Annotated in this window: 28 protein-coding genes; 24 read left to right on the plus strand and 4 right to left on the minus strand. The window is 46.8% G+C overall.

Going from position 1 to position 25,034, the window contains the following annotated elements; translation table 11 throughout:
* Window positions 1-59 precede the first annotated feature (59 nt).
* The 9 genes from yqeH (at window position 60) to A0126_RS03880 (ending at window position 7,432) form a co-directional block, all read left to right on the plus strand.
* Entirely contained in the window at window positions 60-1,169 is a 1,110-nt protein-coding gene (gene yqeH, locus A0126_RS03840; protein WP_029332883.1) for a ribosome biogenesis GTPase YqeH, read from the plus strand.
* Entirely contained in the window at window positions 1,169-1,954 is a 786-nt protein-coding gene (gene aroE / locus A0126_RS03845; protein ID WP_088836512.1) for a shikimate dehydrogenase, read from the plus strand. Before yqeH ends, aroE begins: the two co-directional genes overlap by 1 nt.
* Before the next feature lies 1 nt (window position 1,955).
* Window positions 1,956-2,249 carry a ribosome assembly RNA-binding protein YhbY gene (gene yhbY / locus A0126_RS03850; protein ID WP_088836513.1) on the plus strand — a complete coding sequence of 98 codons (294 nt, stop codon included), beginning with the start codon at window positions 1,956-1,958 and terminating at the stop codon, window positions 2,247-2,249.
* Complete coding sequence (locus A0126_RS03855) at window positions 2,246-2,815, plus strand: nicotinate-nucleotide adenylyltransferase (protein ID WP_088836514.1); 570 nt, start codon at window positions 2,246-2,248, stop codon at window positions 2,813-2,815. The genes yhbY and A0126_RS03855 overlap by 4 nt, the downstream gene beginning before the upstream one ends.
* On the plus strand, window positions 2,805-3,380 hold the full coding sequence (gene yqeK, locus A0126_RS03860; protein ID WP_088836515.1) for a bis(5'-nucleosyl)-tetraphosphatase (symmetrical) YqeK: 576 nt from the start codon (window positions 2,805-2,807) through the stop codon (window positions 3,378-3,380). Before A0126_RS03855 ends, yqeK begins: the two co-directional genes overlap by 11 nt.
* Window positions 3,377-3,724: a ribosome silencing factor gene (rsfS, locus tag A0126_RS03865; protein ID WP_029332888.1), complete on the plus strand. Its 348-nt coding sequence runs from the start codon at window positions 3,377-3,379 to the stop codon at window positions 3,722-3,724. Before yqeK ends, rsfS begins: the two co-directional genes overlap by 4 nt.
* Window positions 3,724-4,452 carry a class I SAM-dependent DNA methyltransferase gene (locus A0126_RS03870; RefSeq protein ID WP_088836516.1) on the plus strand — a complete coding sequence of 243 codons (729 nt, stop codon included), beginning with the start codon at window positions 3,724-3,726 and terminating at the stop codon, window positions 4,450-4,452. Before rsfS ends, A0126_RS03870 begins: the two co-directional genes overlap by 1 nt.
* A 203-nt stretch (window positions 4,453-4,655) precedes the next feature.
* On the plus strand, window positions 4,656-5,270 hold the full coding sequence (locus A0126_RS03875) for a helix-hairpin-helix domain-containing protein (RefSeq protein ID WP_088836518.1): 615 nt from the start codon (window positions 4,656-4,658) through the stop codon (window positions 5,268-5,270).
* A complete protein-coding gene (locus A0126_RS03880; RefSeq protein WP_088836519.1) occupies window positions 5,270-7,432 on the plus strand; it encodes a DNA internalization-related competence protein ComEC/Rec2 in 2,163 nt (720 codons plus the stop codon). The genes A0126_RS03875 and A0126_RS03880 overlap by 1 nt, the downstream gene beginning before the upstream one ends.
* A 35-nt stretch (window positions 7,433-7,467) precedes the next feature.
* Here A0126_RS03880 and A0126_RS03885 read toward each other — a convergent pair whose 3' ends face one another.
* Entirely contained in the window at window positions 7,468-7,629 is a 162-nt protein-coding gene (locus A0126_RS03885) for a YqzM family protein (RefSeq protein WP_029332892.1), read from the minus strand.
* Between the two features lie 100 nt (window positions 7,630-7,729).
* Between A0126_RS03885 and holA the strand changes: the two genes are divergently transcribed.
* Window positions 7,730-8,731, plus strand: coding sequence for a DNA polymerase III subunit delta (gene holA / locus A0126_RS03890; RefSeq protein ID WP_088836520.1), 1,002 nt, complete (start codon window positions 7,730-7,732; stop codon window positions 8,729-8,731).
* Window positions 8,732-8,746: 15 nt separating this feature from the next.
* Window positions 8,747-9,184 (plus strand): GNAT family N-acetyltransferase, encoded by a 438-nt coding sequence (locus A0126_RS03895; RefSeq protein ID WP_088836521.1) that lies wholly within the window; start codon window positions 8,747-8,749, stop codon window positions 9,182-9,184.
* Window positions 9,185-9,319: 135 nt separating this feature from the next.
* Here the strand turns inward: A0126_RS03895 and rpsT are convergent, their stop codons facing one another.
* The gene (rpsT, locus tag A0126_RS03900) at window positions 9,320-9,580 is read right to left on the minus strand and encodes a 30S ribosomal protein S20 (protein WP_014969761.1); all 261 of its coding nucleotides are present in this window, start codon (window positions 9,578-9,580) and stop codon (window positions 9,320-9,322) included.
* A gap of 233 nt (window positions 9,581-9,813) precedes the next feature.
* Here rpsT and lepA point away from each other — a divergent pair, with 233 nt between their 5' ends.
* Both lepA and hemW read left to right on the plus strand, forming a co-directional pair.
* Window positions 9,814-11,637, plus strand: a complete 1,824-nt coding sequence (gene lepA, locus A0126_RS03905) for a translation elongation factor 4 (RefSeq protein WP_029332895.1) — start codon at window positions 9,814-9,816, stop codon at window positions 11,635-11,637.
* A 60-nt stretch (window positions 11,638-11,697) separates the two neighbouring features.
* Complete coding sequence (gene hemW / locus A0126_RS03910; protein ID WP_088836523.1) at window positions 11,698-12,843, plus strand: radical SAM family heme chaperone HemW; 1,146 nt, start codon at window positions 11,698-11,700, stop codon at window positions 12,841-12,843.
* Between the two features lie 112 nt (window positions 12,844-12,955).
* Here hemW and A0126_RS03915 read toward each other — a convergent pair whose 3' ends face one another.
* A complete protein-coding gene (locus tag A0126_RS03915) occupies window positions 12,956-13,135 on the minus strand; it encodes a hypothetical protein (RefSeq protein ID WP_088836524.1) in 180 nt (59 codons plus the stop codon).
* 77 nt (window positions 13,136-13,212) lie between these two features.
* Here A0126_RS03915 and hrcA point away from each other — a divergent pair, with 77 nt between their 5' ends.
* The 7 genes from hrcA to mtaB all read left to right on the plus strand — a co-directional run bounded on the left by hrcA (window position 13,213) and on the right by mtaB (window position 21,023).
* Window positions 13,213-14,250 (plus strand): heat-inducible transcriptional repressor HrcA, encoded by a 1,038-nt coding sequence (hrcA, locus tag A0126_RS03920; protein ID WP_029332898.1) that lies wholly within the window; start codon window positions 13,213-13,215, stop codon window positions 14,248-14,250.
* Between the two features lie 24 nt (window positions 14,251-14,274).
* A complete protein-coding gene (gene grpE / locus A0126_RS03925; protein ID WP_029332899.1) occupies window positions 14,275-14,835 on the plus strand; it encodes a nucleotide exchange factor GrpE in 561 nt (186 codons plus the stop codon).
* Between the two features lie 53 nt (window positions 14,836-14,888).
* Window positions 14,889-16,715 (plus strand): molecular chaperone DnaK, encoded by a 1,827-nt coding sequence (gene dnaK, locus A0126_RS03930; RefSeq protein WP_088836525.1) that lies wholly within the window; start codon window positions 14,889-14,891, stop codon window positions 16,713-16,715.
* A 135-nt stretch (window positions 16,716-16,850) separates the two neighbouring features.
* Window positions 16,851-17,960: a molecular chaperone DnaJ gene (dnaJ, locus tag A0126_RS03935; protein ID WP_088836526.1), complete on the plus strand. Its 1,110-nt coding sequence runs from the start codon at window positions 16,851-16,853 to the stop codon at window positions 17,958-17,960.
* Window positions 17,961-17,984: 24 nt separating this feature from the next.
* Window positions 17,985-18,932 (plus strand): 50S ribosomal protein L11 methyltransferase, encoded by a 948-nt coding sequence (gene prmA, locus A0126_RS03940; RefSeq protein WP_088836527.1) that lies wholly within the window; start codon window positions 17,985-17,987, stop codon window positions 18,930-18,932.
* Window positions 18,933-18,936: 4 nt separating this feature from the next.
* Window positions 18,937-19,683, plus strand: coding sequence for a 16S rRNA (uracil(1498)-N(3))-methyltransferase (locus A0126_RS03945; RefSeq protein WP_088836528.1), 747 nt, complete (start codon window positions 18,937-18,939; stop codon window positions 19,681-19,683).
* A 5-nt stretch (window positions 19,684-19,688) separates the two neighbouring features.
* Window positions 19,689-21,023, plus strand: a complete 1,335-nt coding sequence (gene mtaB, locus A0126_RS03950; RefSeq protein ID WP_088836529.1) for a tRNA (N(6)-L-threonylcarbamoyladenosine(37)-C(2))-methylthiotransferase MtaB — start codon at window positions 19,689-19,691, stop codon at window positions 21,021-21,023.
* A gap of 197 nt (window positions 21,024-21,220) precedes the next feature.
* Here the strand turns inward: mtaB and A0126_RS19815 are convergent, their stop codons facing one another.
* Complete coding sequence (locus A0126_RS19815) at window positions 21,221-21,313, minus strand: IS3 family transposase (protein ID WP_157898462.1); 93 nt, start codon at window positions 21,311-21,313, stop codon at window positions 21,221-21,223.
* A 394-nt stretch (window positions 21,314-21,707) separates the two neighbouring features.
* On the opposite strand from A0126_RS19815, the gene rluF reads away from it, so the two are divergent.
* The 4 genes from rluF to deoC all read left to right on the plus strand — a co-directional run bounded on the left by rluF (window position 21,708) and on the right by deoC (window position 24,984).
* On the plus strand, window positions 21,708-22,403 hold the full coding sequence (gene rluF / locus A0126_RS03955; protein ID WP_088836530.1) for a 23S rRNA pseudouridine(2604) synthase RluF: 696 nt from the start codon (window positions 21,708-21,710) through the stop codon (window positions 22,401-22,403).
* Window positions 22,404-22,458: 55 nt separating this feature from the next.
* Window positions 22,459-23,334: an EamA family transporter RarD gene (gene rarD, locus A0126_RS03960; RefSeq protein ID WP_029332906.1), complete on the plus strand. Its 876-nt coding sequence runs from the start codon at window positions 22,459-22,461 to the stop codon at window positions 23,332-23,334.
* A gap of 22 nt (window positions 23,335-23,356) precedes the next feature.
* Window positions 23,357-24,241, plus strand: a complete 885-nt coding sequence (gene rarD, locus A0126_RS03965) for an EamA family transporter RarD (protein ID WP_088836531.1) — start codon at window positions 23,357-23,359, stop codon at window positions 24,239-24,241.
* Between the two features lie 77 nt (window positions 24,242-24,318).
* Window positions 24,319-24,984, plus strand: a complete 666-nt coding sequence (deoC, locus tag A0126_RS03970) for a deoxyribose-phosphate aldolase (RefSeq protein ID WP_088836532.1) — start codon at window positions 24,319-24,321, stop codon at window positions 24,982-24,984.
* Window positions 24,985-25,034 lie beyond the last annotated feature (50 nt).

The raw sequence follows: 25,034 nt of genomic DNA on the forward strand, positions 1-25,034 counted from the left end.
CGTGCAGGGTGCTACGTTGAATAGAGAAGGGAAAGTTCCCGATGCGGCTCAACACACATATGAACGAAGAAATTCATTGCGCCGGCTGTGGTGTCGAGATTCAAACAGAGGATCCGAAAGCACCAGGTTATGCGCCTAAATCTGCACTTGACCGTGAAATGGTCATTTGCCAACGTTGTTTTAAACTGAAACACTACAACCAAATTCAAGACGTTGCATTGACGGACGATGATTTTGTCAAAATTTTAGACGGAATCGGTCAAAAAGATGCACTCGTCGTTAAAATCGTTGATATTTTTGATTTCAACGGAAGTTGGTTACCAGGATTACACCGCTTCGTCGGAAAAAATGATGTCCTGCTTGTCGGGAATAAGGCAGATTTGTTGCCGAAATCACTTAATCCGAATCGTTTGATGAACTGGATGCGCCAAACATCGAAGGAACTGGGCTTACGTCCGGTAGATGTTCACTTGATTAGTGCGAAAAAAGGGCATGGCGTCGATGAATTAGCCGAGAAGATTGACTACTATCGTAAAGGGCGCGACGTTTACGTCGTCGGCTGTACGAACGTCGGGAAATCAACGCTCATCAACCAAGTCATTAAACGTTTTGGTGAAGAAGAAGAGGCCGTCATCACCGTCAGTCACTTCCCAGGAACGACACTCGATTTGATCGACATTCCGCTAGATGACAACTGTAACCTGTACGACACGCCAGGAATCATCAATCATCATCAGATGGCGCACTATGTCGATGCGCGCGACTTGAAATTGATTACGCCGAAAAAAGAAATCAAACCACAAGTCTTCCAAATCCACCCGCAACAAACGTTATTCTTTGGTGGTTTAGCACGCCTTGACTACATGGAAGGGAACAAACGTTCATTCGTCATCTATATGTCAAATGAACTCAAGGTTCACCGGACGAAGTTAGATAAGGCGGACGATCTTTATGCAAATCATAATGGAGAGTTATTATCGCCTCCGAATGAAAAAACGCTTGAGATGTTACCACCGCTCGTCCGTCATGAGTTCAGCTTACGTGACAACATGAAAACAGATATCGTCTTCAGTGGACTCGGTTGGGTTGCAGTTCACGGAAAAGGTGGACGAGTAGCTGCCTACGCGCCTAAAGGTGTTGCTGTTTCCTTACGTGAGGCGCTCGTCTGATGCGTTTCGCTGTCATCGGTCATCCGATTGCCCATTCACTTTCACCCGTGCTGCACGAGGCATGGCTGGAAGCGGCTGGGCTTTTCGGCTGTTATAGTATGATAGATGTCGAAGCAGACGATTTAGAGCAGGTCGTCCGGCAATTACGGATGCGCGAGCTCGACGGGATTAACGTCACGATTCCCTATAAGACGGCAATCATCCCGTTTCTTGATCGACTCGAGCCTTCTGCTGAAAAAGCAGGGGCGGTCAATACGGTCTATTTTGACGGGACGGAACTGGTCGGTGCGAATACGGACGGGACGGGATTCGTTCGTGCCTTGTCCGCAAGACAATCGTCAGAAAACATTCTTGTGATTGGCGCGGGCGGGGCGGCGCGAGGAATCGTCGCAGCGCTCGACGGGACTGTCACACTCATGAACCGGACGAATCAACGCGCGCGCGCGCTTGCCGCTGAATTTCAGGCGCAGGCAATCGACTGGTCGGGGTCACCAGATTTAACGCCGTATGACACAATCATCAATACGACATCGGTCGGTATGATGCCACGCATCGAAGCAACACCAATCGTATTGACCGAGACGACGGCACTGATTTGTGATATTATTTATCGACCGACTCCGACGCAACTACTACGTGATGCCTCGGCTCGAGGACTCGCGACACTAGACGGCGTCCCGATGTTCGTTTTACAAGCGGCTGAAGCATTTGAACGCTTCACCGGTCATGCACCTGATCTTACGCTTGGTGAGCAGGTGATTCGAAAGCAATTGGAGGAATATTGATATGTTAACAGGTAAACAAAAACGATTTTTACGTGCGACAGCACATGATTTAAGCCCGATTTTCCAAGTAGGGAAAAATGGCGTTGGAGAAGCGATGTGTGCGGATTTGATCGATGCACTCGAAAAACGTGAATTATTGAAAGTCCAAGTTTTGCAGAACTGTGCCGACACACCAAAAGACGTAGCGGCTGAACTCGTCGACGGAACAAATGCTGAACTCGTTCAAGTCATCGGTAAAGTTGTTGTTCTCTACAAAGAATCGAAAGAGAATAAAACGTTACAATTACCACGATGAAGATTGGTTTGATGGGCGGAACGTTTGACCCGCCCCACATCGGTCATTTATTGATAGCGGAACAAGCAAAGGAACAACTGCATCTTGATGCGGTTTGGTTTTTACCTGCGAACGTCCCTCCGCATAAAGCGGCGAACGTGACGAGTGCTGCGCAACGGTTGAAGCTCGTTGAAGCCGCTGTCCAGGCAAACGATGCGTTTTCCGTCTCGACGATTGAGTTCGAGCGTCAGGAAAAATCGTATACGCTTGAGACGGTTCTCGAATTGAAAAAACGGTATCCGACAGACGAGTTCGTGTTTCTACTCGGGGCAGACTCGCTTGCGAGCCTTGATACATGGTATCAAGCAGACCGCCTGTTTGAGGCAGTTCAATTCGGAGCGGTCGCACGTCCAGGCAGTCGTTATTTGATTCCGGCAGGTGCGCAAGTGACAGCAGTCGACTTACCGTCGCTTGAAGTGTCTTCGACGGACATTCGAAAACGTGTCGCCCGCGGTAAAAGTATCCGTTACCTTGTTCCTGAAGCTGTCCGACAACTAATCGAGGAGTGGGAATTGTATGTTACTTGAAGAAGCAGACGATATCATTAAACAAACACTCCCGCATAAGCGTTATATGCATACGCTTGGAGTTGTTGAAACAGCTCGTCAACTCGCACGGCGAAACGGTGTCGACGAGGAAACGGCAGCGTTCGCTGCGATGCTGCACGATTATGCGAAGTATCGGGACACCGAAGAAATGCGGACGCTCGCTCGCGAACTCGGACAGCTCGAGTTGCTCGATTATGACGATGAGCTCTTGCACGCGCCAATCGGCGCAGAACTCGTCAAACGTGAACTTGGCGTCAAAGATACGGTGATTTACCAAGCGATCGCGAATCATACGACCGGTGCTCCGGATATGCCATTGCTCGATCAAGTGATTTTCGTCGCCGATGCGATTGAGCCGAATCGTACGTATCCAGGCGTTGAAACATTACGTGAAATTGCAGACGCCGATTTAACGGACGCCGTCATCGCGACGCTTGCGCATACCATCCAATTTTTATGTAACAAACAAACAGTGATTTTTCCGTTGACGATTGAAACGTATAACGCGTTCGTCACGGCTAAACGAAAGGGGACCGTCCTATGACAGTCGAACAAGAATTAAAATTAATCGTAAATGCAATTGATGATAAACGGGCAGAAGATATCATCGTTTTAGATATGAAAAACATCTCACCAATCGCAGATTATTTCGTGATTTGTGAAGGTGGATCAGAAAAGCAAGTTCAAGCGATCGCACGTGAAGTGAAAGAAGTTGCGCATAAAAATGAACTTCCGATCAAACGTCTCGAAGGACTTGACGCAGCGCGTTGGGTACTCGCCGATCTTGAAAATGTTGTCGTCCATGTCTTCCACCGTGATGACCGTGACTACTACAACCTTGAAAAACTCTGGTCAGACGCACCTAAAGTAGAAGTCGAGATCGACTGATGGCGTACGAACAGTTTGCATACGTCTATGACGAGTTGATGCAAGATGTTCCCTACGACGAATGGGTCGCCTGGGTATCGCAATACGTCGAAGCAAACAGTACGATTGCTGACGTCGGTTGTGGGACAGGAACGGCGACGTTGTTACTCGCTGAGCATTACCGCGTGACAGGTATCGATCTATCGGAAGAGATGCTTGAAATTGCACAAGAAAAAGCGATGGGACAACAGCAAAAAATCGATTTTTGGTGTCAAGACATGCGCGAAATCGAATTGCCTGCTCCAGTCGACGCACTGACGATTTTGTGTGACTCGCTCAACTACCTGAAGACAGAAGCGGATGTGCAACAGACGTTCGAACATGCGGCACGGACGTTAAAAGAAGGCGGGAAGTTGTTGTTTGATGTGCATTCCCCGTATAAGATGGAAACACTCTTTAACGGGAAAACATATGCGACACACGCCGAACAAAGTTCTTATATTTGGTTTGCCGATCCCGGAGAAGCACCACTGTCCGTCGTCCACGAATTGACGTTCTTCATCGAAGACGAAGATGGACGTTATGACCGTGTTGACGAGACACATCATCAACGGACGTATCCGCCGGAACAATACGTGACGTGGCTTCGTGAAGCCGGATTCCGGACGCTCGCCGTAACAGGTGATTTCACGAGTGATGCACCAACACCGACGGCCGAACGAATTTTCTTTGTAGCTGAAAAAATATAATGGATGGACCGTTGCAAAAGGAAACTTTCGCAGCGGTTTTTTGTGCTGTATTTTGTGCTGTATGTTAAAGAAAAATAAACGATTTACATGAAAAAGATTTCTTGAGGAATTGATTTGTCAGTTAACACCACGAGAAAAACGAATTACTCAAAGCTACGTGAAGACTCGAGCCTGGTAAAGTCGAGGCAAGAGGAGGGAGACCGATGACTATTCCCCGGATTCAACAAATCGCGAGTGTTGTTGTTGTCGTGTTACTGATAATCGTACTGTTCGTCCCGTTACCATCGTGTTCGAAAGAAGCGCTCGTCGACAAACCAGCAATCGTTAAGCATGAGCAAGACGCCAAAGCAGAAGATCAAGGGTCCACGGAGCAGACCCTCTTAAACAAAAAAATCATGGTTGATGTGAAAGGGGCAGTCAAGCGACCGGGACCCTATTCCTTTAAGTTAGGCGACCGGATTAAAGACGCAGTCGTTCGTGCGGAGTTGACACAAGCTGCTGATGTGACAGAAATGAATCTCGCTGCACGATTGATTGACGGTCAGGAAGTCATTGTTCCGACAAAAGAAAAAGTGAAACTTACACAACCGAAAGAAGAAGTACCACAAGCAGATGTGCCGACTGGTCTGCTCGACTTGAATGCTGCAACGGAGCAACAGTTACTTGAAATCCCTGGAATCGGTCCAGCTAAAGCGAGCGCGATTTTAGCCTATCGTGAAGAAAAGGGCGGGTTCGCGCGTTATGAAGACTTAGGAGAGGTCAAAGGATTTGGTGACAAGACGCTTGAAACATTGAGAGCCTATTTGATTGTTTACTGATGCCGTTATTCCCGTTATTTTTCATGATTGTATTGATCGCAATCAAAGAGTCACTTTGGCTCGTAGGTGTGATTTGTCTCGTTTTGACCATTAAAAGCTGGTCTTTTACTTCGACACGCCTTGTCTTGATGAGTCTGTTGGTCGTAGTGTTCATCGTGTACGGACAAGATTTCGATGATGCGACACCGATTCAGACAATTGATATTTTGGATGCGAAGCAAAATGGAGATCGGATTCGGTACCTGGCGACTGCGAATCAACAGGAGTTGATTGTTTCGGCGACGCTAGATGAACATCAGGATCTCGATTACGAGCGAATTGGAAGACGATGTCAAGTCGAACTGACGGAAAAGATGGTTTTACCCCGTGTCAATCGTGGCGGCTTTGACGAGGCGCGCTGGATGCGTACAGAACGATTAGCAGGAAAATTCGAAGTGAAAGAATGGGGATCGTGTACCGATACACCTGGATTTGACGCGCAGGGACGCAGGATGCGCCAAGCATGGATGGACCGGATTGAACGACTTCCGGCGAAACAAGCCTTGTATATCGAAGCGCTCGTGCTAGGTGAGGACCGATTGATGGATCAGTTGACACTTGATCGCTTCAAAAAGTTTGGATTGTTACACGCAATCGTCATTTCAGGTTCACATATCGCCTTTTTGATTTTTACGATATTATGGATTTTGAAAAAGTGCCGATTGACGCGTGAACGAAGAGCGGAATTCGTCCTTGTCTTATTACCGTTATATGGTTGGCTGACGGAATGGAGTGCGCCGGTCACGCGTGCAGTCTGCGTCGCGTTCATCTTGCTGCTCTATCAGCGTCTCGGACGACGGACAGACCCGCTCCTCGTGGTTGCCTATGTTGCAGCAGCGCAACTCGCCTATTCCTATACGAGTCTTTATGATATCGGCTTTCAGTTGACTGTCGGACTAACGATTTTTTTATTATTGTCGCGCAAGATCTGGCAAAAAGTAAAACGTCCTTGGAACTGGTTGTTAATTAGTGTCTGGGCGCAAATCTTAACGAGCCTAGTCTTGCAAATGGCGGAACAAACGGAAGTTTCGCCATGGTCGCCTCTGTTGAACCTCGTCATTGGAGCCTGGATCGAATGGATCATCCTTCCGCTTTCCTTTCTAGTAGGCTTACTCTTGTTTTTCCCAGTCACGGATACATTCATGACGCTCCACGAGCGAGCAGTTGGTGTACTTGATCTTGCCCTCGCGCAAGCGGAGCAGTTACCTGTTCCGACCGTTGCTGTCCACTTATTATCGTTACCACTCTTTTTGCTCGTTATAGTCGTCGTCTTAATCGGATGGTATGTAGCGGAACAAAAGTGGTGGGGGCATCTTCTTCCCGTCTGTGCTCTTCTTCTTGGAAGTGTATCGATGGATTTAAGGACGGAAGAACAGGTGACATTTCTCGACGTCGGTCAAGGCGATAGTACGGTAATCGAGAAGGATGGAGAAACGTTCGTCATCGACACAGGCGGGGCGTTTACGTTATCACAACGTCCCACGTTACGTCCGTTCGACCCTGGTAGTCAAATCGTTGCGCCTTTTCTTCATACGCGCGCGGAGACAGTAATCGACGGACTCATCTTGACTCATGCTGACAATGATCATATTGGAGGTGTCATCGGGTTATTAAAGAAAATTCGTGTCGATACGATTTATTTCGGAAGATACGATAATCAGGATGAAAAGCGGCATCGTTTGCTGGAGCAGATTGAAGCGACAGGGACCAAAGTGGAGTTCGTCAAGGCAGGGCGAGAGATACGACCTTGGCTTACTGTTGTTGCACCTGACGAATCAGAAGCAGAGGAGAATGACCGTTCCATCGTGTTGCTTGCGGACGTTGCAGGAAAACGGGTTTTGTTGACGGGTGACGCGAGCAATGAACAAGAAGAAGGTTGGAACCTTGGACCAATCGATATTTTGAAAGCGGGTCATCATGGCTCGAAGACGTCGACGGGACTCGACTTGTTGCAACAAACGAATCCAGAAACAGTCATCATCTCCGCGGGACGGAATAATCGTTATGGTCACCCGCATGAAGAAGTGTTAGATCGCATCGGAAATCAGCGGACGATTTGGCGGACGGACAGGGACGGGATGATAACTTGTTCTTCAGCAGGCTGTGAAGCTATGATAAAATAAAAAACAGCAACCCCCCAAGGTTGCTGTTTTAGTGATTATAGACTTAAGAATTTGATTAAAACGCCAATGATGAATAAAACGGCGAAGAAACCAAATGAAGCGCCAAAACCGACGGCTGAGTCAAGCGCGTCATTACGTTTTGATTGAATATCGTTTTCAAACGCATTTTCACTTGGTGGGCGTACTGAATGTGCCATGCTGCATTCCCCCTTAATAGATTCCGCTTCTAGTATAGCGGAATAAAAGAGGATTATCTATGATGAAGTTAAGAACAAACTGTGAAATGTGGTGGGAATGATGAAAACACCTTGGCTTGTCAACGGAAAGTTGGCTAACCTTTATTTATTATATGGGACGGAGCGTCATCTTTTAGAGGAGTGGGAACGTGAAATCGTGAAGGCGGCATTACCAGATGGCGAACGATTTGACTACATGAAGATCGATTTAAACGATCAGCCTCTCGATGCCGTGTTAGATGAGGCGGAAACAGTTCCTTTTTTAAGTGATTACCGTGTCGTGGTTGCAAAACCAGCGACTTTTCTGACGGGCGCGAAAGATAAAAAAACGCATAACGTTGATCGATTAGCGGAATATGTCTTACAACCGGCAGATTATGCAGTCGTCGTTTTAATTGTCGAAGCGGAGAAACTGGATGAACGAAAAAAAATCGTCAAGCGGTTGAAAGATCGTGCGACGGTCCTCGAAGCAAAAAAGCCGACTTCGGAAGAATTATTCCGCTTTACGATGGATACTGTTAATGACAAAGGATACCGGATGGAGCGACCGGCAATTGAACGGTTAATCTTTTTGACAGGAGAAATGTGGGGAACGCTAGCGCATGAGCTCGATAAGCTGATGCTTTATGCAGGCGATCATCCGACGATTGAATTGGCGGATGTTGATTTGTTAGTACCGCGGACACTTGAAGACAATGTCTTTCAATTGACGGATTACTTAATGAAACGTCAACTTGAGCCTGCGATTCGCCTGATTCGTGACTTAGAAAAGCAAGGTCAGGAAATATTAGCGCTGCTCGGTTTGATGGCACGTCAGTACCGAATGATGTTACTGTCTAAGCGCCTGGCGGAACAAGGTTATGGTGAACGACAAATTGCTTCAAAGGTCGGGGCGCATCCATATGTGATTAAATTAGCATTGCAGTCCGGGAAACGATTTACGTTCGCCCAACTCGAACAAGCGTTAATCGCCATCACGACGACTGATGAAGGGATGAAGACTGGGCGTGGTGATAAGCGAATATTGTTTGATTCACTAATCGTCCGACTAGCGACTTTGTGAGGAGCTGACGAACTAATGGAAATTCGAATGATTCAAGCAACAGAAGTGATTCCACTTCGTCATGGCGTCTTACGTCCGCATCAACCGATTGAGGCGTGCACGTATCCGGACGACTTGGCGACAGATACGTTTCACCTTGGAGGCGTCAAGGACGGTAAAATTGTCGCAATCGGCTCATTTGCAAAACGGTCATATGATACAGCTCCCGAATTGACATATCAATTGCGGGGAATGGCGACGAGTCCGGATGTACGTGGTGAAGGATACGGGATTGCATTGCTTGAAGAAGCACGACGAATCTTAAAGGAACGGCAAGCTACTGGTTGGTGGTGTAATGCCCGGCTAGTCGCAGTTCCGTTCTACGAACGATTTGGAATGAAGATTGCGAGTGAGCAATTTGAAATCGAAGGAATTGGTCCGCATCACGTGATGGTCGATCGATTGACGTATTGAAACGAAGTATTCAAATCAACTGAGACTGACTCGAAAGGAAGCATTCTTTTGGAGTCGGTCTCTTTTTTAAGCACAAAAAAATCGCCACCGGGGAAGCCCCTAGTGGCGATCGATCACCGTATTCTTCGGAAAGAATTAAAGTGCGTTTACGAGTTTAGCGAGACGTGATTTGTCACGACCAGCTTTGTTGCTGTGGATAAGACCTTTAGCAGCAGCTTTGTCGATTTTCTTAGACGCTGTGTTGAAAGCTACGAGCGCTTGCTCTTTGTTACCTTCAGTAGCGAAAGTTTCGACTGCTTTGATAGCTGAACGCATTGACGATTTACGTTGTACGTTAGCGACGCGGCGTTTTTCAGCTGTTTTAACACGCTTGATTGCTGATTTAATGTTAGCCATGGATGATTCACCTCCAAGAAAACTCATTCGAGATTTATATTCGCATATCTGCATTTATCGTTCAACAGAACAAACACAATTGTAGCAAACGTTTTTCTTAAAAGCAATAACAGCTCTAGGGTTTCTTTGGATTTTTGTTTTTCGGTAAAACAAAACGGGATGGTACAGCTCGTCTGATTTTTGTTATAATGAAGCGTATGTACGTTTGAATATAAGGTAAGGTGACTATAAACATGAATAATGCAGACCGTTTAAAACGGCAAAAGAGCATTCGGAACTTCTCGATTATCGCCCATATCGACCACGGGAAATCGACGCTCGCTGACCGTATTCTAGAAAGAACAGGCGCTTTGACGTCACGGGAAATGAAAGACCAAACGCTTGATGCCATGGATCTCGAACGGGAACGTGGAATTACAATCAAGTTGAATGCCGTCCAATTGAAGTATACAGCAAAAGATGGTGAGGAATATATCCTCCATCTGATCGACACACCTGGACACGTCGACTTTACTTATGAAGTTTCGCGTTCACTCGCAGCGTGTGAAGGTGCTGTTCTCGTCGTCGATGCGGCGCAAGGGATTGAAGCACAAACACTCGCGAACGTCTACTTGGCGTTAGATAACGATCTTGAAATTTTACCGATCATCAATAAAATTGACCTGCCGTCGGCGGATGTCGAACGTGTTCGTCAAGAAATCGAAGATGTCATCGGACTCGATGCATCTGAAGCGGTTCCGACGTCAGCAAAAGCAGGAATCGGAATTGAAGAGATTCTTGAACAAATCGTCGAAAAAGTGCCTGCACCAACCGGTGATCCGGCTGCACCGCTTGAAGCGTTAATTTTTGACTCGTTCTATGACCCGTACCGTGGTGTTGTCGCATCAATCCGAATCGTCAACGGAACGGTCAAAGTCGGTGATAAAATTCGTATGATGTCGACCGGTAAAGATTTCGAAGTCTTAGAACTTGCCGTTTCGACACCAAAGGCACTTCGTCAACAAGAATTAACGGTCGGAGATGTTGGTACATTGTCAGCGTCGATTAAGACCGTTGGAGACGTCCGAGTAGGGGATACGATTACACTCGCGAAACAACCGGCAATCGAAGCGTTGCCGGGTTACCGGAAAATGAATCCGATGGTGTATTGTGGACTGTATCCAATCGATGCCGCCCGTTACAATGATTTACGTGAAGCGCTTGAGCGTCTCCAGTTAAGTGATGCAGCACTCGAGTTCGAGCCGGAGACATCGCAAGCACTCGGATTCGGTTTCCGCTGTGGATTCCTAGGTATGTTGCACATGGAAATCATTCAAGAGCGAATCGAACGTGAGTTCAACATCGATATGATCACGACAGCACCGTCGGTTATCTACAACGTGACGACGACGTCTGGCGAAGTCTTGCATGTCGACAACCCGTCGAAGATGCCCGATCAACAAAAGGTCGAGTTCATCGAAGAACCTTTCGTCAAGGCAGCTGTCATGACGCCGAACGACTATGTCGGGGCAATCATGGAACTTTGTCAAAAGAAACGTGGGACGTTCATCGACATGGAATACATCGATACGACACGTGTTAAAATCACGTATGAGTTACCGCTTTCGGAAATCGTTTATGATTTCTTCGATCAATTAAAATCGAGTACAAAAGGATATGCTTCACTGGATTACGAATTGATTGGCTACCAACAATCACGCCTTGTGAAGATGGATATCCTATTGAATAACGAAAACGTCGATGCCCTGAGTTTCATCGTTCACCGTGATTTTGCGTACGAACGTGGGAAAGTCATCGTTGATAAATTAAAAGAATTGATTCCACGGATGCAATTCGAAGTGCCGATTCAAGCTGCGGTCGGGACAAAAATCGTTGCGCGTTCGACGATTAAAGCCCTTCGGAAAAACGTTCTCGCAAAATGTTATGGTGGGGATATCTCACGAAAACGTAAATTGCTTGAGAAGCAAAAAGAAGGTAAGAAGCGCATGAAGATGGTAGGCTCGGTAGAGGTACCTCAAGAAGCCTTCATGTCGGTTCTGTCGATGGATGAAGATTAAAGTCAAAAGGGGGCGTTTAACGCACCCTTTTTCTTGTTTATATAGAAAGGATGAGGCGAAATGACTCCACGCGCCGCATATGTCCACATTCCGTTTTGTGAACATATCTGTTACTACTGTGATTTCAATAAAGTATTTTTAAAGAATCAACCGGTTGCGGAATATTTAGATGCGTTAGAACGTGAAATCGAACTGACACTACAACAATACCCGACCGATCGACTTGAAACGATTTTCATTGGTGGCGGAACACCGACTGCCCTGAACGAACAACAGATGCAACGTCTGATGGACATCATCAGCAAACATCTCTTGCCGCTGACGGATGAGACGCTTGAATACACGGTCGAGTCGAATCCGGACGGCGTATCGCCTGAAAAACTCGATATCATGAAAGCGGGTGGTGTCAACCGTGTCAGTTTCGGTGTCCAGTCGTTTGATGACGGATTGCTTGAACGGATCGGTCGGACGCACCGGGAAGCGAAAGTCGCAGAGACGCTTGACGAAGCGGCTAAACGGTTTGATAACATTTCCGTCGATTTGATGTTCGGCTTACCGAATCAAACGCTTGAGCAAGTTAAATACGATGTCGAGCGCGCCCTTCGCTTACCGATCACCCATATTTCGTCGTACTCGTTAATTTTGGAACCGCACACCGTGTTCGCGATTCAAGAACGAAAAGGAAAACTCCCGTTACCGACACAAGATCTTGAAGCAGAGATGTATCGTTTGATGATTGAGACGATTGAAGCCGGTGGTTTGAAACAATACGAAATTTCGAACTTCTCGTTACCGGGGAAAGAAAGTCGGCATAACCGGGTCTACTGGGAAAATGATGAGTATTACGGTTTCGGCGCAGGCTCGCATAGTTACATCGCTCAAACACGTCGCGCGAACATCGCACCGATTCCGCATTACATCAAGGCGGAAGGTTTACCGGTCCGCAACGAGACACCACTGACACGTGTCGAGCGAATGGAAGAAGAGATGTTCCTCGGACTTCGGATGAAACAAGGGGTGTCAATCGAACACTTTGAGCAAAAGTATGGGATAGCGTTAGATGCTGCTTTTGGTAAAACAATCACGAAGTTATTGCCGCGCGGATTAGTCGAACGGACGGATACACACTTGCGATTAACGGAGGCGGGTGTCCCGCTTGCGAATGAAGTATTCGCCGAGTTCATCGGTGAAGCGGAAGTTGAATGATTTCAGGACGACAAAAAAACCAATCCACAGTAGCGGGATTGGTTTTTTGCGTACAGACAACGTGCTATTGGGAGATAAAAGCGTCTTTTCTCGTTATTTTCCTCGTACGCGTCTATTTTTTAGATTTTCTTGCGAAATAAGCAGTCGTTCCGATGATGGCAATGAACAACCAAACGAACACACCGGCCATCGCAAACATCTCAAGCATCTTGATCATCCTTTTCATCATTTGTTTCACTGTATCGTATAATGGGAAACTGTTCAAAGGGTTCAGCAAATCTGTTGACATCATTTCCACTATTCCTTATAGTAAAGATGTAATTAGCACTCGTTAAAAGTGAGTGCTAACAAAATAAGGTGGTGAAGAAGGTGCTGACGGATCGTCAATTGTTGATTTTGCGTGCAATCGTCGATGATTATATCAAAACCGCTCAACCCGTCGGCTCACGGACGCTCTCGAAACGAGACGACGTGACGTTCAGTTCCGCGACCATTCGAAATGAGATGGCGGACCTCGAAGAGATGGGATTGATTGAAAAACCGCATACTTCTGCGGGACGAATTCCATCTGAGCTTGGATATCGATTTTATGTCGATCATCTGATTCGTCCGGAAAGCATCTCACCGCAAGAGGCAAAAGCATTAAAATCATTATTTGCCCATTCCGTGAATGAAAATGATCGCTTGATCAGACATACGGCGGACTTGTTGAGCGAATTGACGCATTACACGACACTTGTATTAGGTCCTAAAGAAGAAGGACAACGGCTCCACCATTTAGAATTAATCCCGTTAGCAGAAGGACGCGTCGTAATCGTTCTCGTAACGGAGACAGGTCATGTTGAGCATAAGACACTTCAGTTAGCGGAAGCTCTCTCACGTGAGGCAGCGAGTCGACTGATGGAACGTCTGAATAAGACGTTACGAGGAACGCCACTGAGCAATCTTCGTATTCGTTTGCTGGAAGAAATCAGACGTTTTCGTTCCGAACATTCGGAGCAGACGTCGTTACTTTCGAAAGCACTCGATATCGTTCTGATGGATCAACAGGATGAGCGTCCCTTGATTTATCTGGGTGGGAAAGCAAATATGTTCGACCAACCGGAATTTCAAGACGTCGCCAAACTAAGACCTGTCTTAGAATTGATTGAACAGCAGGAAGCATTGTTTGATTTCTTGAGTCCGAATCTCGATAATCAAATCTTGATTACGATCGGAAGCGAGAACAATGTCGATGCCCTGAAGGATTGTAGCGTGATCCGTGCCCATTACTCCGTTGATGGCGTTTCGCTCGGGACACTTGCGCTGATTGGTCCAAAACGGATGGATTATAATCGAGGCATCAATTCGATCATTCATCTTTTGCAAGCATTCCAAACCGAGCTGCGTAAAAACAGCTTGGATTGAATATAGAAAGGGGCTCGATTCAGAGTGGAAGAAAAAGAGCAGAATCAAAACCTCAGTAATGAAGAAACAACCGAGCAACAAGCAGAAACAGTTGAAGTAACAGAAGAGGAACTCGTGCAAGCGGACCTCGTCGAAGAAGAAGCGACACCGAATTTTGAAGCGCAACTTGCTGAAGCAAAAGCATCAGAATTACGGTTGCGTGCCGATTTTGATAACTTCAAGCGCCGTAACCGGATTGAAGCAGAAAATCGTGCGAAGTATTCATCACAATCTATCGTCGAGAAGTTACTCCCACTCGTCGATAACCTTGATCGCGCACTTCAGATTGAGTCTGACAACGAAGAAACAAAGTCCGTCTTAGCGGGTGTCGAAATGGTCAAGCGTCAGTTAGCCGAAACCCTTCAAAACGAAGGTGTCGTTGAAATTCCAGCGGTTGGCGAAGCCTTTGACCCGAATCTGCATCAGGCAGTCGTTCAGGAAGCAAGTGACGAATTCGAGTCGGGCATCGTAACGGCTGAATTCCAAAAAGGGTATAAGTTACATGACCGCGTGATTCGTCCAAGCATGGTCAAAGTCGCAGAGTAATCTCGAATCATCCGAAACACAACAATTAACTAATCGAAGGTGAGGAATTTATCATGGCAAAAATCATTGGTATTGACTTAGGTACAACGAACTCATGTGTAGCAGTAATGGAAGGCGGAGAGCCGGTCGTTATCGCAAACGCAGAAGGTAACCGTACGACACCATCTGTCGTCGCTTTTAAAAACGGAGAGCGTCAAGTCGGGGAAGTCGCGAAACGTCAAGCAATCACGAACCCGAATACAATCATGTCGATTAAACGTCACATGGGTACAGACTACAAAGTTGAAGTTGAAGGAAAAGATTACACGCCACAAGAAGTATCAGCAATCATCCTTCAAAAATTGAAAGCGCAAGCTGAAGATTATCTCGGTGAAAAAGTAACGGAAGCTGTCATCACAGTACCTGCTTATTTCAATGATGCAGAACGCCAAGCAACAAAAGACGCGGGTACAATCGCTGGTCTTGACGTGAAACGGATCATCAACGAGCCAACTGCAGCAGCACTTGCATACGGACTTGAAAAAGGCGAAGACCACACAATCCTCATCTATGACTTAGGTGGCGGTACATTCGACGTTTCAATCCTTGAACTTGGTGATGGTGTCTTTGAAGTTGTTTCAACAGCCGGTGACAGCCGTCTTGGAGGAGATGATTTTGACCAAAAAATCATCGATCACCTTGTTGCAGAATTCAAAAAAGACAATGGCATCGACTTAGCACAAGATAAAATGGCACTTCAACGTTTGAAAGATGCTGCTGAAAAAGCGAAGAAAGACCTTTCAGGTGTCTCTTCGACACAAATCAGCCTTCCGTTCATCACGGCTGGCGCAGCAGGTCCACTTCACCTTGAAATGACGTTATCACGTGCGAAATTCGACGATTTGACTGCTGACCTCGTCGAGCGGACGATGGAACCAACGCGCCGTGCCCTTAGCGATGCTGGTATGTCACCAGATAAAATCGATAAAATCATTCTTGTCGGGGGATCAACACGAATTCCTGCAGTCCAAAAAGCAGTTCAAGACTTCACAGGTAAAGAATCATTCAAAGGCGTTAACCCGGACGAAGTGGTTGCCCTCGGTGCAGCAGTTCAAGGTGGCGTATTGACTGGTGACGTCAAAGACGTTGTTCTTCTTGACGTAACACCACTTTCACTCGGAATCGAAACAATGGGTAGCGTGATGACGAAGTTGATCGATCGTAACACGACGATCCCGACATCTAAATCACAAGTGTTCTCTACAGCAGCTGATAACCAGCCGGCAGTAGATATCCACGTCCTTCAAGGGGAACGTCCGATGGCAACAGATAACAAAACGCTGGGTCGTTTCCAGTTGACAGACATTCCACCGGCACAACGCGGCGTACCGCAAATCGAAGTTAAATTCGACATCGATGCAAACGGAATCGTTAACGTATCGGCGAAAGACCTCGGTACAAACAAAGAACAATCGATCACAATCCAATCATCAAGCGGCTTGACTGAAGCGGACATCGATCAAATGGTCAAAGATGCTGAAGCGAACGCAGATGCAGACAACAAACGTAAAGAAGAAGTTGAACTTCGTAACGAAGCCGATCAACTCGTCTTCGCGACAGATAAAGCAATCAAAGATCTCGGCGAACAAATCGATGCTGCCGATAAAGAAAAAGCAGAAGCTGCAAAAGAAAAAGTAACAACGGCTCTTGCTGGAGAAGACATCGAAGCGATTCGTACGGCGAAAGATGAATTATCAACAGTCGTTCAAGAACTCACACAAAAAGTCTACGAAAACATGGCTCAACAACAAGCTGGCGCTGAAGGCGCACAAGCTGACGGACAAGACGACAACGTCATGGACGCAGAATTTGAAGAAGTAGACGATAAAGACAACAAATAATTCGAATCGACCGATTTTTCGGGCGCTAGAGAGAGCCAAAGCGTGATCCGCGCTTTGGCTCTTTCCATGTCGCACGAAGTTCGGTAAAATCAAACAGTATGAAGTGAATCGGAGCCAAAGAGAGGGAGACTGAACGTGGAAAAACGCGATTATTATGAAGTGTTAGGTGTTGCACGCGACGCCTCAGCAGCAGAAATTAAACGAGCTTATCGGAAACTCGCCCGGACGTACCATCCGGATGTCAATAAAGAATCAGATGCCGATGCAAAATTCAAAGAGATTTCGGAAGCGTACGAAATTTTGTCTGACGACAATAAACGAGCACGTTACGATCAGTACGGTCACCAAGATCCATCGCAAGGTGGTGCAGGATTCGGCGGCGCAGAAGGATTCGGGGACATTTTTGACATGTTCTTTGGTGGTGGTGGACGCCGTCAAGATCCGAATGCACCGCGTAAAGGACAAGATCTCCAGTACGTAGAAGAAATTGATTTCATGGAGGCATTCTCGGGTGTTGAGAAAGTCATCACGATTCCAATCGAGGAAGATTGCGAAACGTGTCATGGATCAGGTGCAAAACCAGGGACGCACCCAGAAACATGTAAACGTTGTGCTGGATCAGGTCACATCAACGTCGAACAAAACACGATGTTCGGTCGTGTCGTCAACCAAACAACATGTTCGACATGTCACGGGCGTGGACAAATCGTCAAAGAACCATGTGAAACATGTCGTGGTGCAGGTCGTGTCCGTAAAAATAAAGACGTTCGTGTCAAAATTCCAGCAGGAATCGACAATGGACAACAAATTCGCTTAGCTGGTAAAGGGGAAGCAGGCGTCAACGGCGGACCGTTCGGTGATCTCTACGTCGTCGTCCGTGTCCGGGAACACGAATTGTTCGAGCGCGTTGACGATCATATCGTCATGGACATGCCGTTAACATTCGCTCAAGCGACACTCGGGGATGAAATCGAAGTGCCAACCGTTCATGGAAAAGTTAGCTTGAAGATTCCGGCCGGTACACAAACTGGATCACGGTTCCGCCTTCGTGGTAAAGGGATGCCGAACGTTCGTTCAGGTCATCATGGTGACCAGTATGTCAACGTCGTCCTCATCACACCGAAGCATTTGACAGATCGTCAAAAAGAAATCTTACGTGAATTCAACGAAATCAGTGATGAAAAAGGTGTCGAAGAGCAGCATGAAGGTGTCTTTGGCCGTATTAAAACATTCTTTAAAGGGTGATTCGCTAAAGGAGCGTGACAGGAAATGAAATGGTCAGAAGTTTGTGTCCATACGACACAAGAAGCAGTCGAAGCAGTCTCGAATATTTTACATGAAGCAGGAGCGAGTGGTGTCGTCATCGAGGATGTCGAAGATTTCGAGATGATGTCGCATCGTGAAGACAACTTCGGTGAAATTTGGGATGAGAAAAAACGAGACGAATATCCGGATACAGGTGTCCTCGTCAAAGCTTATCTTGCGGAAAGTAGCGATTTGACGGATATGATTAAAGGAATCGAACGTGATATCCAGATGCTGACGCAGTTCGGACTGACGATCGGTTCAGGTACTGTCACGTTCACACAAGTCGATGAAGAAGACTGGGCCCATTCGTGGAAACAGTTTTATAAACCGGTCAAGATCAGCCGTCACTTGACGGTTGTTCCGATGTGGGAAGACTATACACCACAACCGGATGAAAAAATCATCGAACTTGACCCGGGTATGGCGTTTGGGACAGGAACGCATCCGACGACAGTTCTCTGTATTCAAGCGATTGAAAACTACTTGCAAGAGCAAGATCGCGTCGTCGATGTCGGGACGGGTTCAGGTGTCCTCGCAATCGCCGCTGCGAAACTGGGAGCAAAAGATGTGTTCGCGCTTGATTTAGATGAAGTCGCTGTTAAATCAGCGACGGATAACGTGGCACTCAATCAAGTCAGTGACCGGATCACAGTCCGTCAAGGTGACTTGATGAAAGCATTAAATGAGCCTGTCGAATTGATTGTCGCAAACATCTTAGCTGAGGTCATCTTATTGTTTGTGAACGATGCCTACGAGCTGACACTGCCAGGCGGGCACTTCATTGCTTCAGGCATCATCAGTCAGAAGAAAGACATGGTTGTCGAGGCGATGACCGAGGCCGGCTTTACGATTGTTGAAACAACAAAACTGGAAGACTGGGTCGCAATCATTGCGAAACGCGAGGCCTGAGCCGATGCAACGATACTTTGTAGAACAGGCAGCTCGCTCGGGAGAACGGTTTACCTTGCAAAAGGATGACGCCCATCATATGAAAAACGTCATGCGGATGGATGTCGGGGATGAAATCTTGGTCCTTGATGGAACCGGCCTATTTCGTTGTGCGCTCGAAGAACTCGACAAACAACAGGCCATCGCACGGATTGTCGAGTCGTCATCAATCGATACAGAATTACCGATTCGGGTGACGCTTGCTTACGCCTTGCCGAAAGGTGATAAAATCGAGCTTGTCGCTCAAAAAGCGACCGAACTCGGGATGAATCAACTACTCATTTTTGAATCCGCCCGTTCGGTCTCGAAATGGGATGCGAAAAAGGTCCCGAAAAAACTCGAGCGTCTTGAAAAAATCATCAAAGAAGCTGCCGAGCAATCCTACCGTGCTCACTTGCCGCAAGTTGACTATGTGACGTATGATGAAGTCCTACAAGAAGCACCGCAATATACTGCATGTTTAGTCGCGTATGAAGAAGCAGCGAAAGAAGGCGAAGCTACGGCTTTTGCCTCGACCCTTGCGCGACTACAAGCAGGGGATTCACTCCTCGTCGTGATTGGTCCTGAAGGTGGACTGACGGAGACGGAGGTAACACGGTTGACTGATGCCGGCTTCTTACCGGCATCACTCGGACGACGGATTTTACGGACGGAAACGGCGCCGCTGTATGTCCTATCCGCCGTATCGTATCATTTTGAACTGAAAGGGTGAACGAAATGGCTACTGTTGCCTTTCAAACGCTTGGCTGTAAAGTCAATCATTATGAGACAGAGGCCGTCTGGCAGCTGTTTAAAGATGCAGGTTACGCGCGTGTCGATTTTGCAGATCATGCAGACGTCTACGTCGTCAATACATGTACCGTTACGAATACGGGTGATAAAAAAAGTCGTCAAGTCATTCGACGGGCGATTCGTCAAAATCCAGACAGTGTCATCTGTGTAACGGGTTGTTATGCACAGACATCGCCTGCTGAAATCATGGCGATTCCAGGGGTTGACGTCGTCGTCGGGACACAAGACCGCCACAAGATGATTGGGTACATCGAACAGTTCCGCGAAGAACGGATGCCGATTAATGCAGTCGGGAACATCATGAAGGCAAAAGTCTACGAAGAACTGGACGTTCCAGCGTTTACGGACCGGACACGTGCTTCGCTGAAGATTCAAGAAGGCTGCAATAATTTTTGTACCTTCTGCATCATTCCATGGGCACGTGGGTTGATGCGTTCTCGTCAACCGGAAGATGTCTTAAAGCAAGCACAACAGCTCGTTGATGCCGGTTACAAAGAAATCGTCTTGACGGGGATTCATACGGGTGGCTACGGTGAAGATTTGAAAGACTATAACTTAGCGAAGTTACTCAAAGCACTCGAGTCCGTCACAGGTCTTGAACGCCTTCGGATTTCTTCGATCGAAGCGAGTCAAATCACGGATGAAGTGTTAGACGTCTTAAAGGATTCGCCAATTGTCGTCCGACACTTGCATGTCCCGATTCAGTCAGCATCGGATACCGTTTTACGGCGGATGCGTCGTAAGTACACGATGGCGGAGTTCGGGGAACGGATCACGCGTCTGAAAGAAGTGTTACCGGACTGTGCCATCACGTCAGATGTCATCGTCGGTTTCCCGGGTGAGACGGAAGAAGAATTCATGGAGACGTTCAACTTCATCAATGATCATAAGTTCAGTGAGCTGCATGTCTTCCCTTACTCGAAACGGACAGGGACACCAGCTGCGATGATGGACGATCAAGTGGAAGAGTCGATGAAAGAACAGCGTGTTGCGCGTTTGATCGCTTTATCGGATCAACTCGCAAAAGAATATGCTTCAAAATACGAAGGGGAACTGCTTGAAATCATTCCGGAAGAGTTTTCGGAAGAAGCAGGCGGTCGTCTCGTCGGTTACACGGACAATTACTTACGTGTCGCGATCGAGGGAGACGAATCTTTGATTGGTCAACTCGTGCGCGTCAAAATCAATAAAGCCGGCTATCCAATGAATGACGGACAATTCGTCCGCATCATGGAGACATTAAAAGAACAAGCGATCTGAAATGAGTTCGTCTTCCTGCTTCAGGGAGGCGAACTTTTTTAGCGAGTAGACAACGTGCTATCGGGAGATCAAGCGTCTTTTTTGTTGCTTTCCTCGGTCTTTCCTTCCTCTGAACGTGCGTTGAAAACGCACTTTTTCCCGTAGGAGTGAACTGAGCCCTAGAGTTTGGACAGTTTAATAAAAGCACCCTTAACGTATTAAGCTGCTATGAGATGGCTTCGGTATTGTACCGGAGTCATCTTTTGTAGTTTCCATTGTCTTCGTTCGCTATTGTAGGTACGTCTGTTCATGAATAATTCTCCCGTCTAAATTGAATAGATACAGTATATCGATATCTTTAAACACAAAAAACCCCGAATGGGGTCTTTTATCAAGTGTCCACCATTCAGGGTTCAGTTCAGAGTCAACGAAACGTGACGCTTTTTAGGTAATATCTTGAAAAAAAGCCAGACAAGCAGACGACGATTTAGAGCGCAATCCGTCGCGACCCTGCATAGCTTTGCTATAGTGGCGCGGAAGATTGCCGCTTTGAAGACGAGGCGAGACAGGGAAGCGCGAACGGATTGCCTCTCGATATCGCATGTTCACGCTTCATAACAGGCTGTACGAAATAAATTATTTTGTTTTCAAGTAACGTATACGCTACACTGAGGAAAGATTCTAACAAGAGAAAGAGGACAACCTATGCGAATTAATAAATTCATCAGTGAAACAGGATACTGCTCAAGACGGGCAGCGGATAAATTAGTCGATGCCGGTCGCGTCACAATCAACGGTGTCGTCGCGGAACTCGGTTCACAAGCGGAAGCGACGGATGCCGTTGAAATCGATGGACAGCCGCTCCAAACAAAACCGACGCTTGAGTACTTGATTTTGAACAAACCGGTCGGCATCACATGTACGACCGAACTCGACATCGAAGGAAATATCATCGATTTCGTCAATCATCCGAAACGGATTTTCCCGATCGGGCGCTTAGACAAAGACTCAGATGGACTGATCATTTTGACGAACGATGGGGACATCGTCAACCGGATTTTACGGGCAGAGAATAATCACGATAAAGAATATATCGTAACGGTTGATGCCCCGATCACAGAGACGTTCATCGAAGGAATGGCGAGCGGCGTCGATATCCTTGGAACAACAACGAAAGAATGTATCGTCGAACAACTCGAGTCACGGACATTCCGAATCGTCTTGACGCAAGGCTTGAACCGGCAGATTCGTCGCATGTGTAAAGAATTTGGTTACCGCGTCAAACGGTTGCAGCGGGTCCGTATCATGAATATTGAGTTAGGTGATTTACCGATTGGTGAATGGCGTGACTTGACGGAGTCAGAAATGAAAACCTTATTTACGACGCTCGATCAGGAATAACGAAAAAGTCGCCATGATGATGGCGGCTTTACTTGTATACATAAGGAGGTTCATTGTGGATAAACGGGGAATGAGCGCGACGTTCGTCGCCTACGTGATTGGCGGGTTGTTACCGATTTACAAATTATTTGCAGACACTGTTCCGGCATGGACGGTCGTGTCGATTCGCATCATCAGTGCGTTCATCTTCGTCACACTATTATTACGTTTGTCCGGCAAATTTACGCAAGTCGGTCGATTATGGCGGAATAAAAAACAACGTCTGACCGTTTTAGCTGCTGGTCTTGTCCTCGGTGGGAATTGGACGCTCTATCTCTATGCAATCGGTGAAGGGTACATCGTCGAATCGTCGCTCGGCTATTACATCAATCCGCTCGTCAGCGTATTGTTTGGGTTGTTATTTTTCCAAGAACGTTTGAACCGGCCCCAATTGATTGCCATCATCAGTGCCATCATCGGTGTCTTGATTTTGACATTCGGCTACGGGAAGTTTCCAATCATTGCTTTTTCGCTTGCTGTTTCGTTTGCTTTTTATGGTGTGTTAAAGAAAAAGGCAGCGGCAGAACCGTTATCAGGGTTATTCCTAGAGACGTTAGTGACATTACCGTTCGCGTTGTTGACGCTTGGTGTGACGGGAGCGAATCCGCTCGCTTTACCGACCGGAGCCTTGATTGCCATCATCATGCTTGGTGTTGCGACAGCTGTTCAGTTGATGCTGTTTGGGTACGGTATGCCGAAGATTCCATTTGTATATGTCGGTATCTTGCAGTACATCGCACCGACGTTGACGTTAGTACTCGGTGTCTTTTTGTTTAATGATGTGTTTACATCGATTCACTTCGTGGCCTTCCTGTTCATCTGGATTGCCGTCGCACTGTTTACGATCAGTGGTTTATCGGCAGGACGAATGAAGATGAAAAAGGTCTCGTAATTCAGAAAAGAGGAATGGAACGATGAATAAACCTGGCCTGTTTGCCACATTAGGAGCATATGTCATTTGGGGATTACTTCCGATTTATTGGAAGCTGTTAGCTAGCGTCTCAAGCGAGGCAATACTCGCCAATCGGATTGTCTGGTCGTTTTTGTTTTTATTACTGTTATTGTATTTCCAAAAAGCATTACCTAAATTGACGACGGCGTTTAAAAATCAACGGACACGAAGATTGTTTTTCTTGAACGGAATCATCATTAGTATGAATTGGTTTATCTACATCTGGGCAGTCAACCATAATTTCATCGTCGAAGCCTCGCTTGGCTACTACATCAATCCGCTCGTCAGCATCGTGTTCGGGGTGTTCTTCTTTAAAGAGAAATTGTCACGGATTGAATGGATTGCAATTTTGCTCGCGACGATCGGTGTCTTGATTTTAACAATCGGTTATGGCGAGTTCCCTTGGATTTCGCTTGCGCTCGCATTTAGTTTCGGCTTTTATGGTGTCGTCAAGAAACAACGTCCGCTCGAAGCGACGGTCAGTCTGACACTCGAAACGCTCGCACCGCTACCGCTCGCACTCCTTTTTATCAGTTATCTTGGTGTACAAGGAACGTCGACCTTCTCGCACACACCGTTCGTCACGGCAGGATTATTGTTGACAGGTGTAATCACGGCCGTACCGTTACTTTTATTCGGTTTTGGTGCCCAACGGATCCCATATACAGTCGTCGGTTTTCTACAGTTTGTTGCTCCGACGCTATCACTTGCCATCGGTGTTCTCTTGTATGATGAACCCTTTACACGTACACACTTGGTCGCGTTTACATTTATTTGGTCGGCTGCGCTCGTCTTTACGTTAAACAGTTTATTGATTCGAAAAAAACAACTGCGGAAAGTAGCGTAAAAAGATAGAAGTCTGACCTCTTGCGTGATAGAATAGAAAAAGAGTATAAGGGATATCCTTAAGGAGGAAAACTAATCATGAACTTAGCAGCTATGATCGACCACACGGCACTCAAGCCGGAAACATCACGCGCTCAAATCGAAACACTTTGCAAGGAAGCACTCGAGTACAAATTTGCTAGCGTCTGTGTCAACCCGACGTATGTCGCACTTGCAGCAGAACTTTTAAAGTCTGACGACAACGTTAAAGTTTGTACAGTAATCGGTTTCCCACTTGGTGCGAACACACCAGAAGTCAAAGCTTTCGAAACGAAAGATGCGATCAAAAACGGTGCAACTGAAATCGACATGGTTCTTAACATCGGCGCACTAAAAGACGGTGACGTGGAACTCGTGGAACGTGATATCCGTGCAGTAGTCGAAGCGGCGAATGGTACGCTCGTTAAAGTCATTTTTGAAAACTGCCTCTTAACAAAAGAAGAAATCAAAACAGCTGCTGAACTTTCAGTCAAAGCTGGAGCGAACTTCGTTAAAACATCAACTGGTTTCTCAACTGGTGGTGCAACGGTTGAAGACATTCGCCTCATGCGTGAAACAGTGGGACCTGACATCGGTGTGAAAGCTTCAGGTGGCGTTCGTGACTTCGAAGGCGCTAAAGCGATGATCGATGCTGGTGCATCACGTATCGGTGCATCTGCTGGTATCGCCATCGTAACAGGTGGTTCTTCAGACAGCGATTATTAATTCGCAATAAATACATCATCAGACACGTCTTTCCTATGAACTGCGCCCTA

The sequence above is a fragment of the Exiguobacterium sp. N4-1P genome, assembly GCF_002214325.1.

Excerpts from the sequence above, each read along its gene's own strand:
- yqeH (WP_029332883.1), top strand. The coding sequence starts at position 60 with ATGAACGAAGAAATTCATTGCGCCGGCTGTGGTGTCGAGATTCAAACA.
- aroE (WP_088836512.1), top strand. The coding sequence starts at position 1,169 with ATGCGTTTCGCTGTCATCGGTCATCCGATTGCCCATTCACTTTCACCC.
- yhbY (WP_088836513.1), top strand. The coding sequence starts at position 1,956 with ATGTTAACAGGTAAACAAAAACGATTTTTACGTGCGACAGCACATGAT.
- A0126_RS03855 (WP_088836514.1), top strand. The coding sequence starts at position 2,246 with ATGAAGATTGGTTTGATGGGCGGAACGTTTGACCCGCCCCACATCGGT.
- yqeK (WP_088836515.1), top strand. The coding sequence starts at position 2,805 with ATGTTACTTGAAGAAGCAGACGATATCATTAAACAAACACTCCCGCAT.
- rsfS (WP_029332888.1), top strand. The coding sequence starts at position 3,377 with ATGACAGTCGAACAAGAATTAAAATTAATCGTAAATGCAATTGATGAT.
- A0126_RS03870 (WP_088836516.1), top strand. The coding sequence starts at position 3,724 with ATGGCGTACGAACAGTTTGCATACGTCTATGACGAGTTGATGCAAGAT.
- A0126_RS03875 (WP_088836518.1), top strand. The coding sequence starts at position 4,656 with ATGACTATTCCCCGGATTCAACAAATCGCGAGTGTTGTTGTTGTCGTG.
- A0126_RS03880 (WP_088836519.1), top strand. The coding sequence starts at position 5,270 with ATGCCGTTATTCCCGTTATTTTTCATGATTGTATTGATCGCAATCAAA.
- A0126_RS03885 (WP_029332892.1), bottom strand. The coding sequence starts at position 7,629 with ATGGCACATTCAGTACGCCCACCAAGTGAAAATGCGTTTGAAAACGAT.
- holA (WP_088836520.1), top strand. The coding sequence starts at position 7,730 with ATGAAAACACCTTGGCTTGTCAACGGAAAGTTGGCTAACCTTTATTTA.
- A0126_RS03895 (WP_088836521.1), top strand. The coding sequence starts at position 8,747 with ATGGAAATTCGAATGATTCAAGCAACAGAAGTGATTCCACTTCGTCAT.
- rpsT (WP_014969761.1), bottom strand. The coding sequence starts at position 9,580 with ATGGCTAACATTAAATCAGCAATCAAGCGTGTTAAAACAGCTGAAAAA.
- lepA (WP_029332895.1), top strand. The coding sequence starts at position 9,814 with ATGAATAATGCAGACCGTTTAAAACGGCAAAAGAGCATTCGGAACTTC.
- hemW (WP_088836523.1), top strand. The coding sequence starts at position 11,698 with ATGACTCCACGCGCCGCATATGTCCACATTCCGTTTTGTGAACATATC.
- A0126_RS03915 (WP_088836524.1), bottom strand. The coding sequence starts at position 13,135 with ATGATGTCAACAGATTTGCTGAACCCTTTGAACAGTTTCCCATTATAC.
- dnaK (WP_088836525.1), top strand. The coding sequence starts at position 14,889 with ATGGCAAAAATCATTGGTATTGACTTAGGTACAACGAACTCATGTGTA.
- prmA (WP_088836527.1), top strand. The coding sequence starts at position 17,985 with ATGAAATGGTCAGAAGTTTGTGTCCATACGACACAAGAAGCAGTCGAA.
- A0126_RS03945 (WP_088836528.1), top strand. The coding sequence starts at position 18,937 with ATGCAACGATACTTTGTAGAACAGGCAGCTCGCTCGGGAGAACGGTTT.
- mtaB (WP_088836529.1), top strand. The coding sequence starts at position 19,689 with ATGGCTACTGTTGCCTTTCAAACGCTTGGCTGTAAAGTCAATCATTAT.
- A0126_RS19815 (WP_157898462.1), bottom strand. The coding sequence starts at position 21,313 with ATGAACAGACGTACCTACAATAGCGAACGAAGACAATGGAAACTACAA.
- rluF (WP_088836530.1), top strand. The coding sequence starts at position 21,708 with ATGCGAATTAATAAATTCATCAGTGAAACAGGATACTGCTCAAGACGG.
- rarD (WP_088836531.1), top strand. The coding sequence starts at position 23,357 with ATGAATAAACCTGGCCTGTTTGCCACATTAGGAGCATATGTCATTTGG.
- deoC (WP_088836532.1), top strand. The coding sequence starts at position 24,319 with ATGAACTTAGCAGCTATGATCGACCACACGGCACTCAAGCCGGAAACA.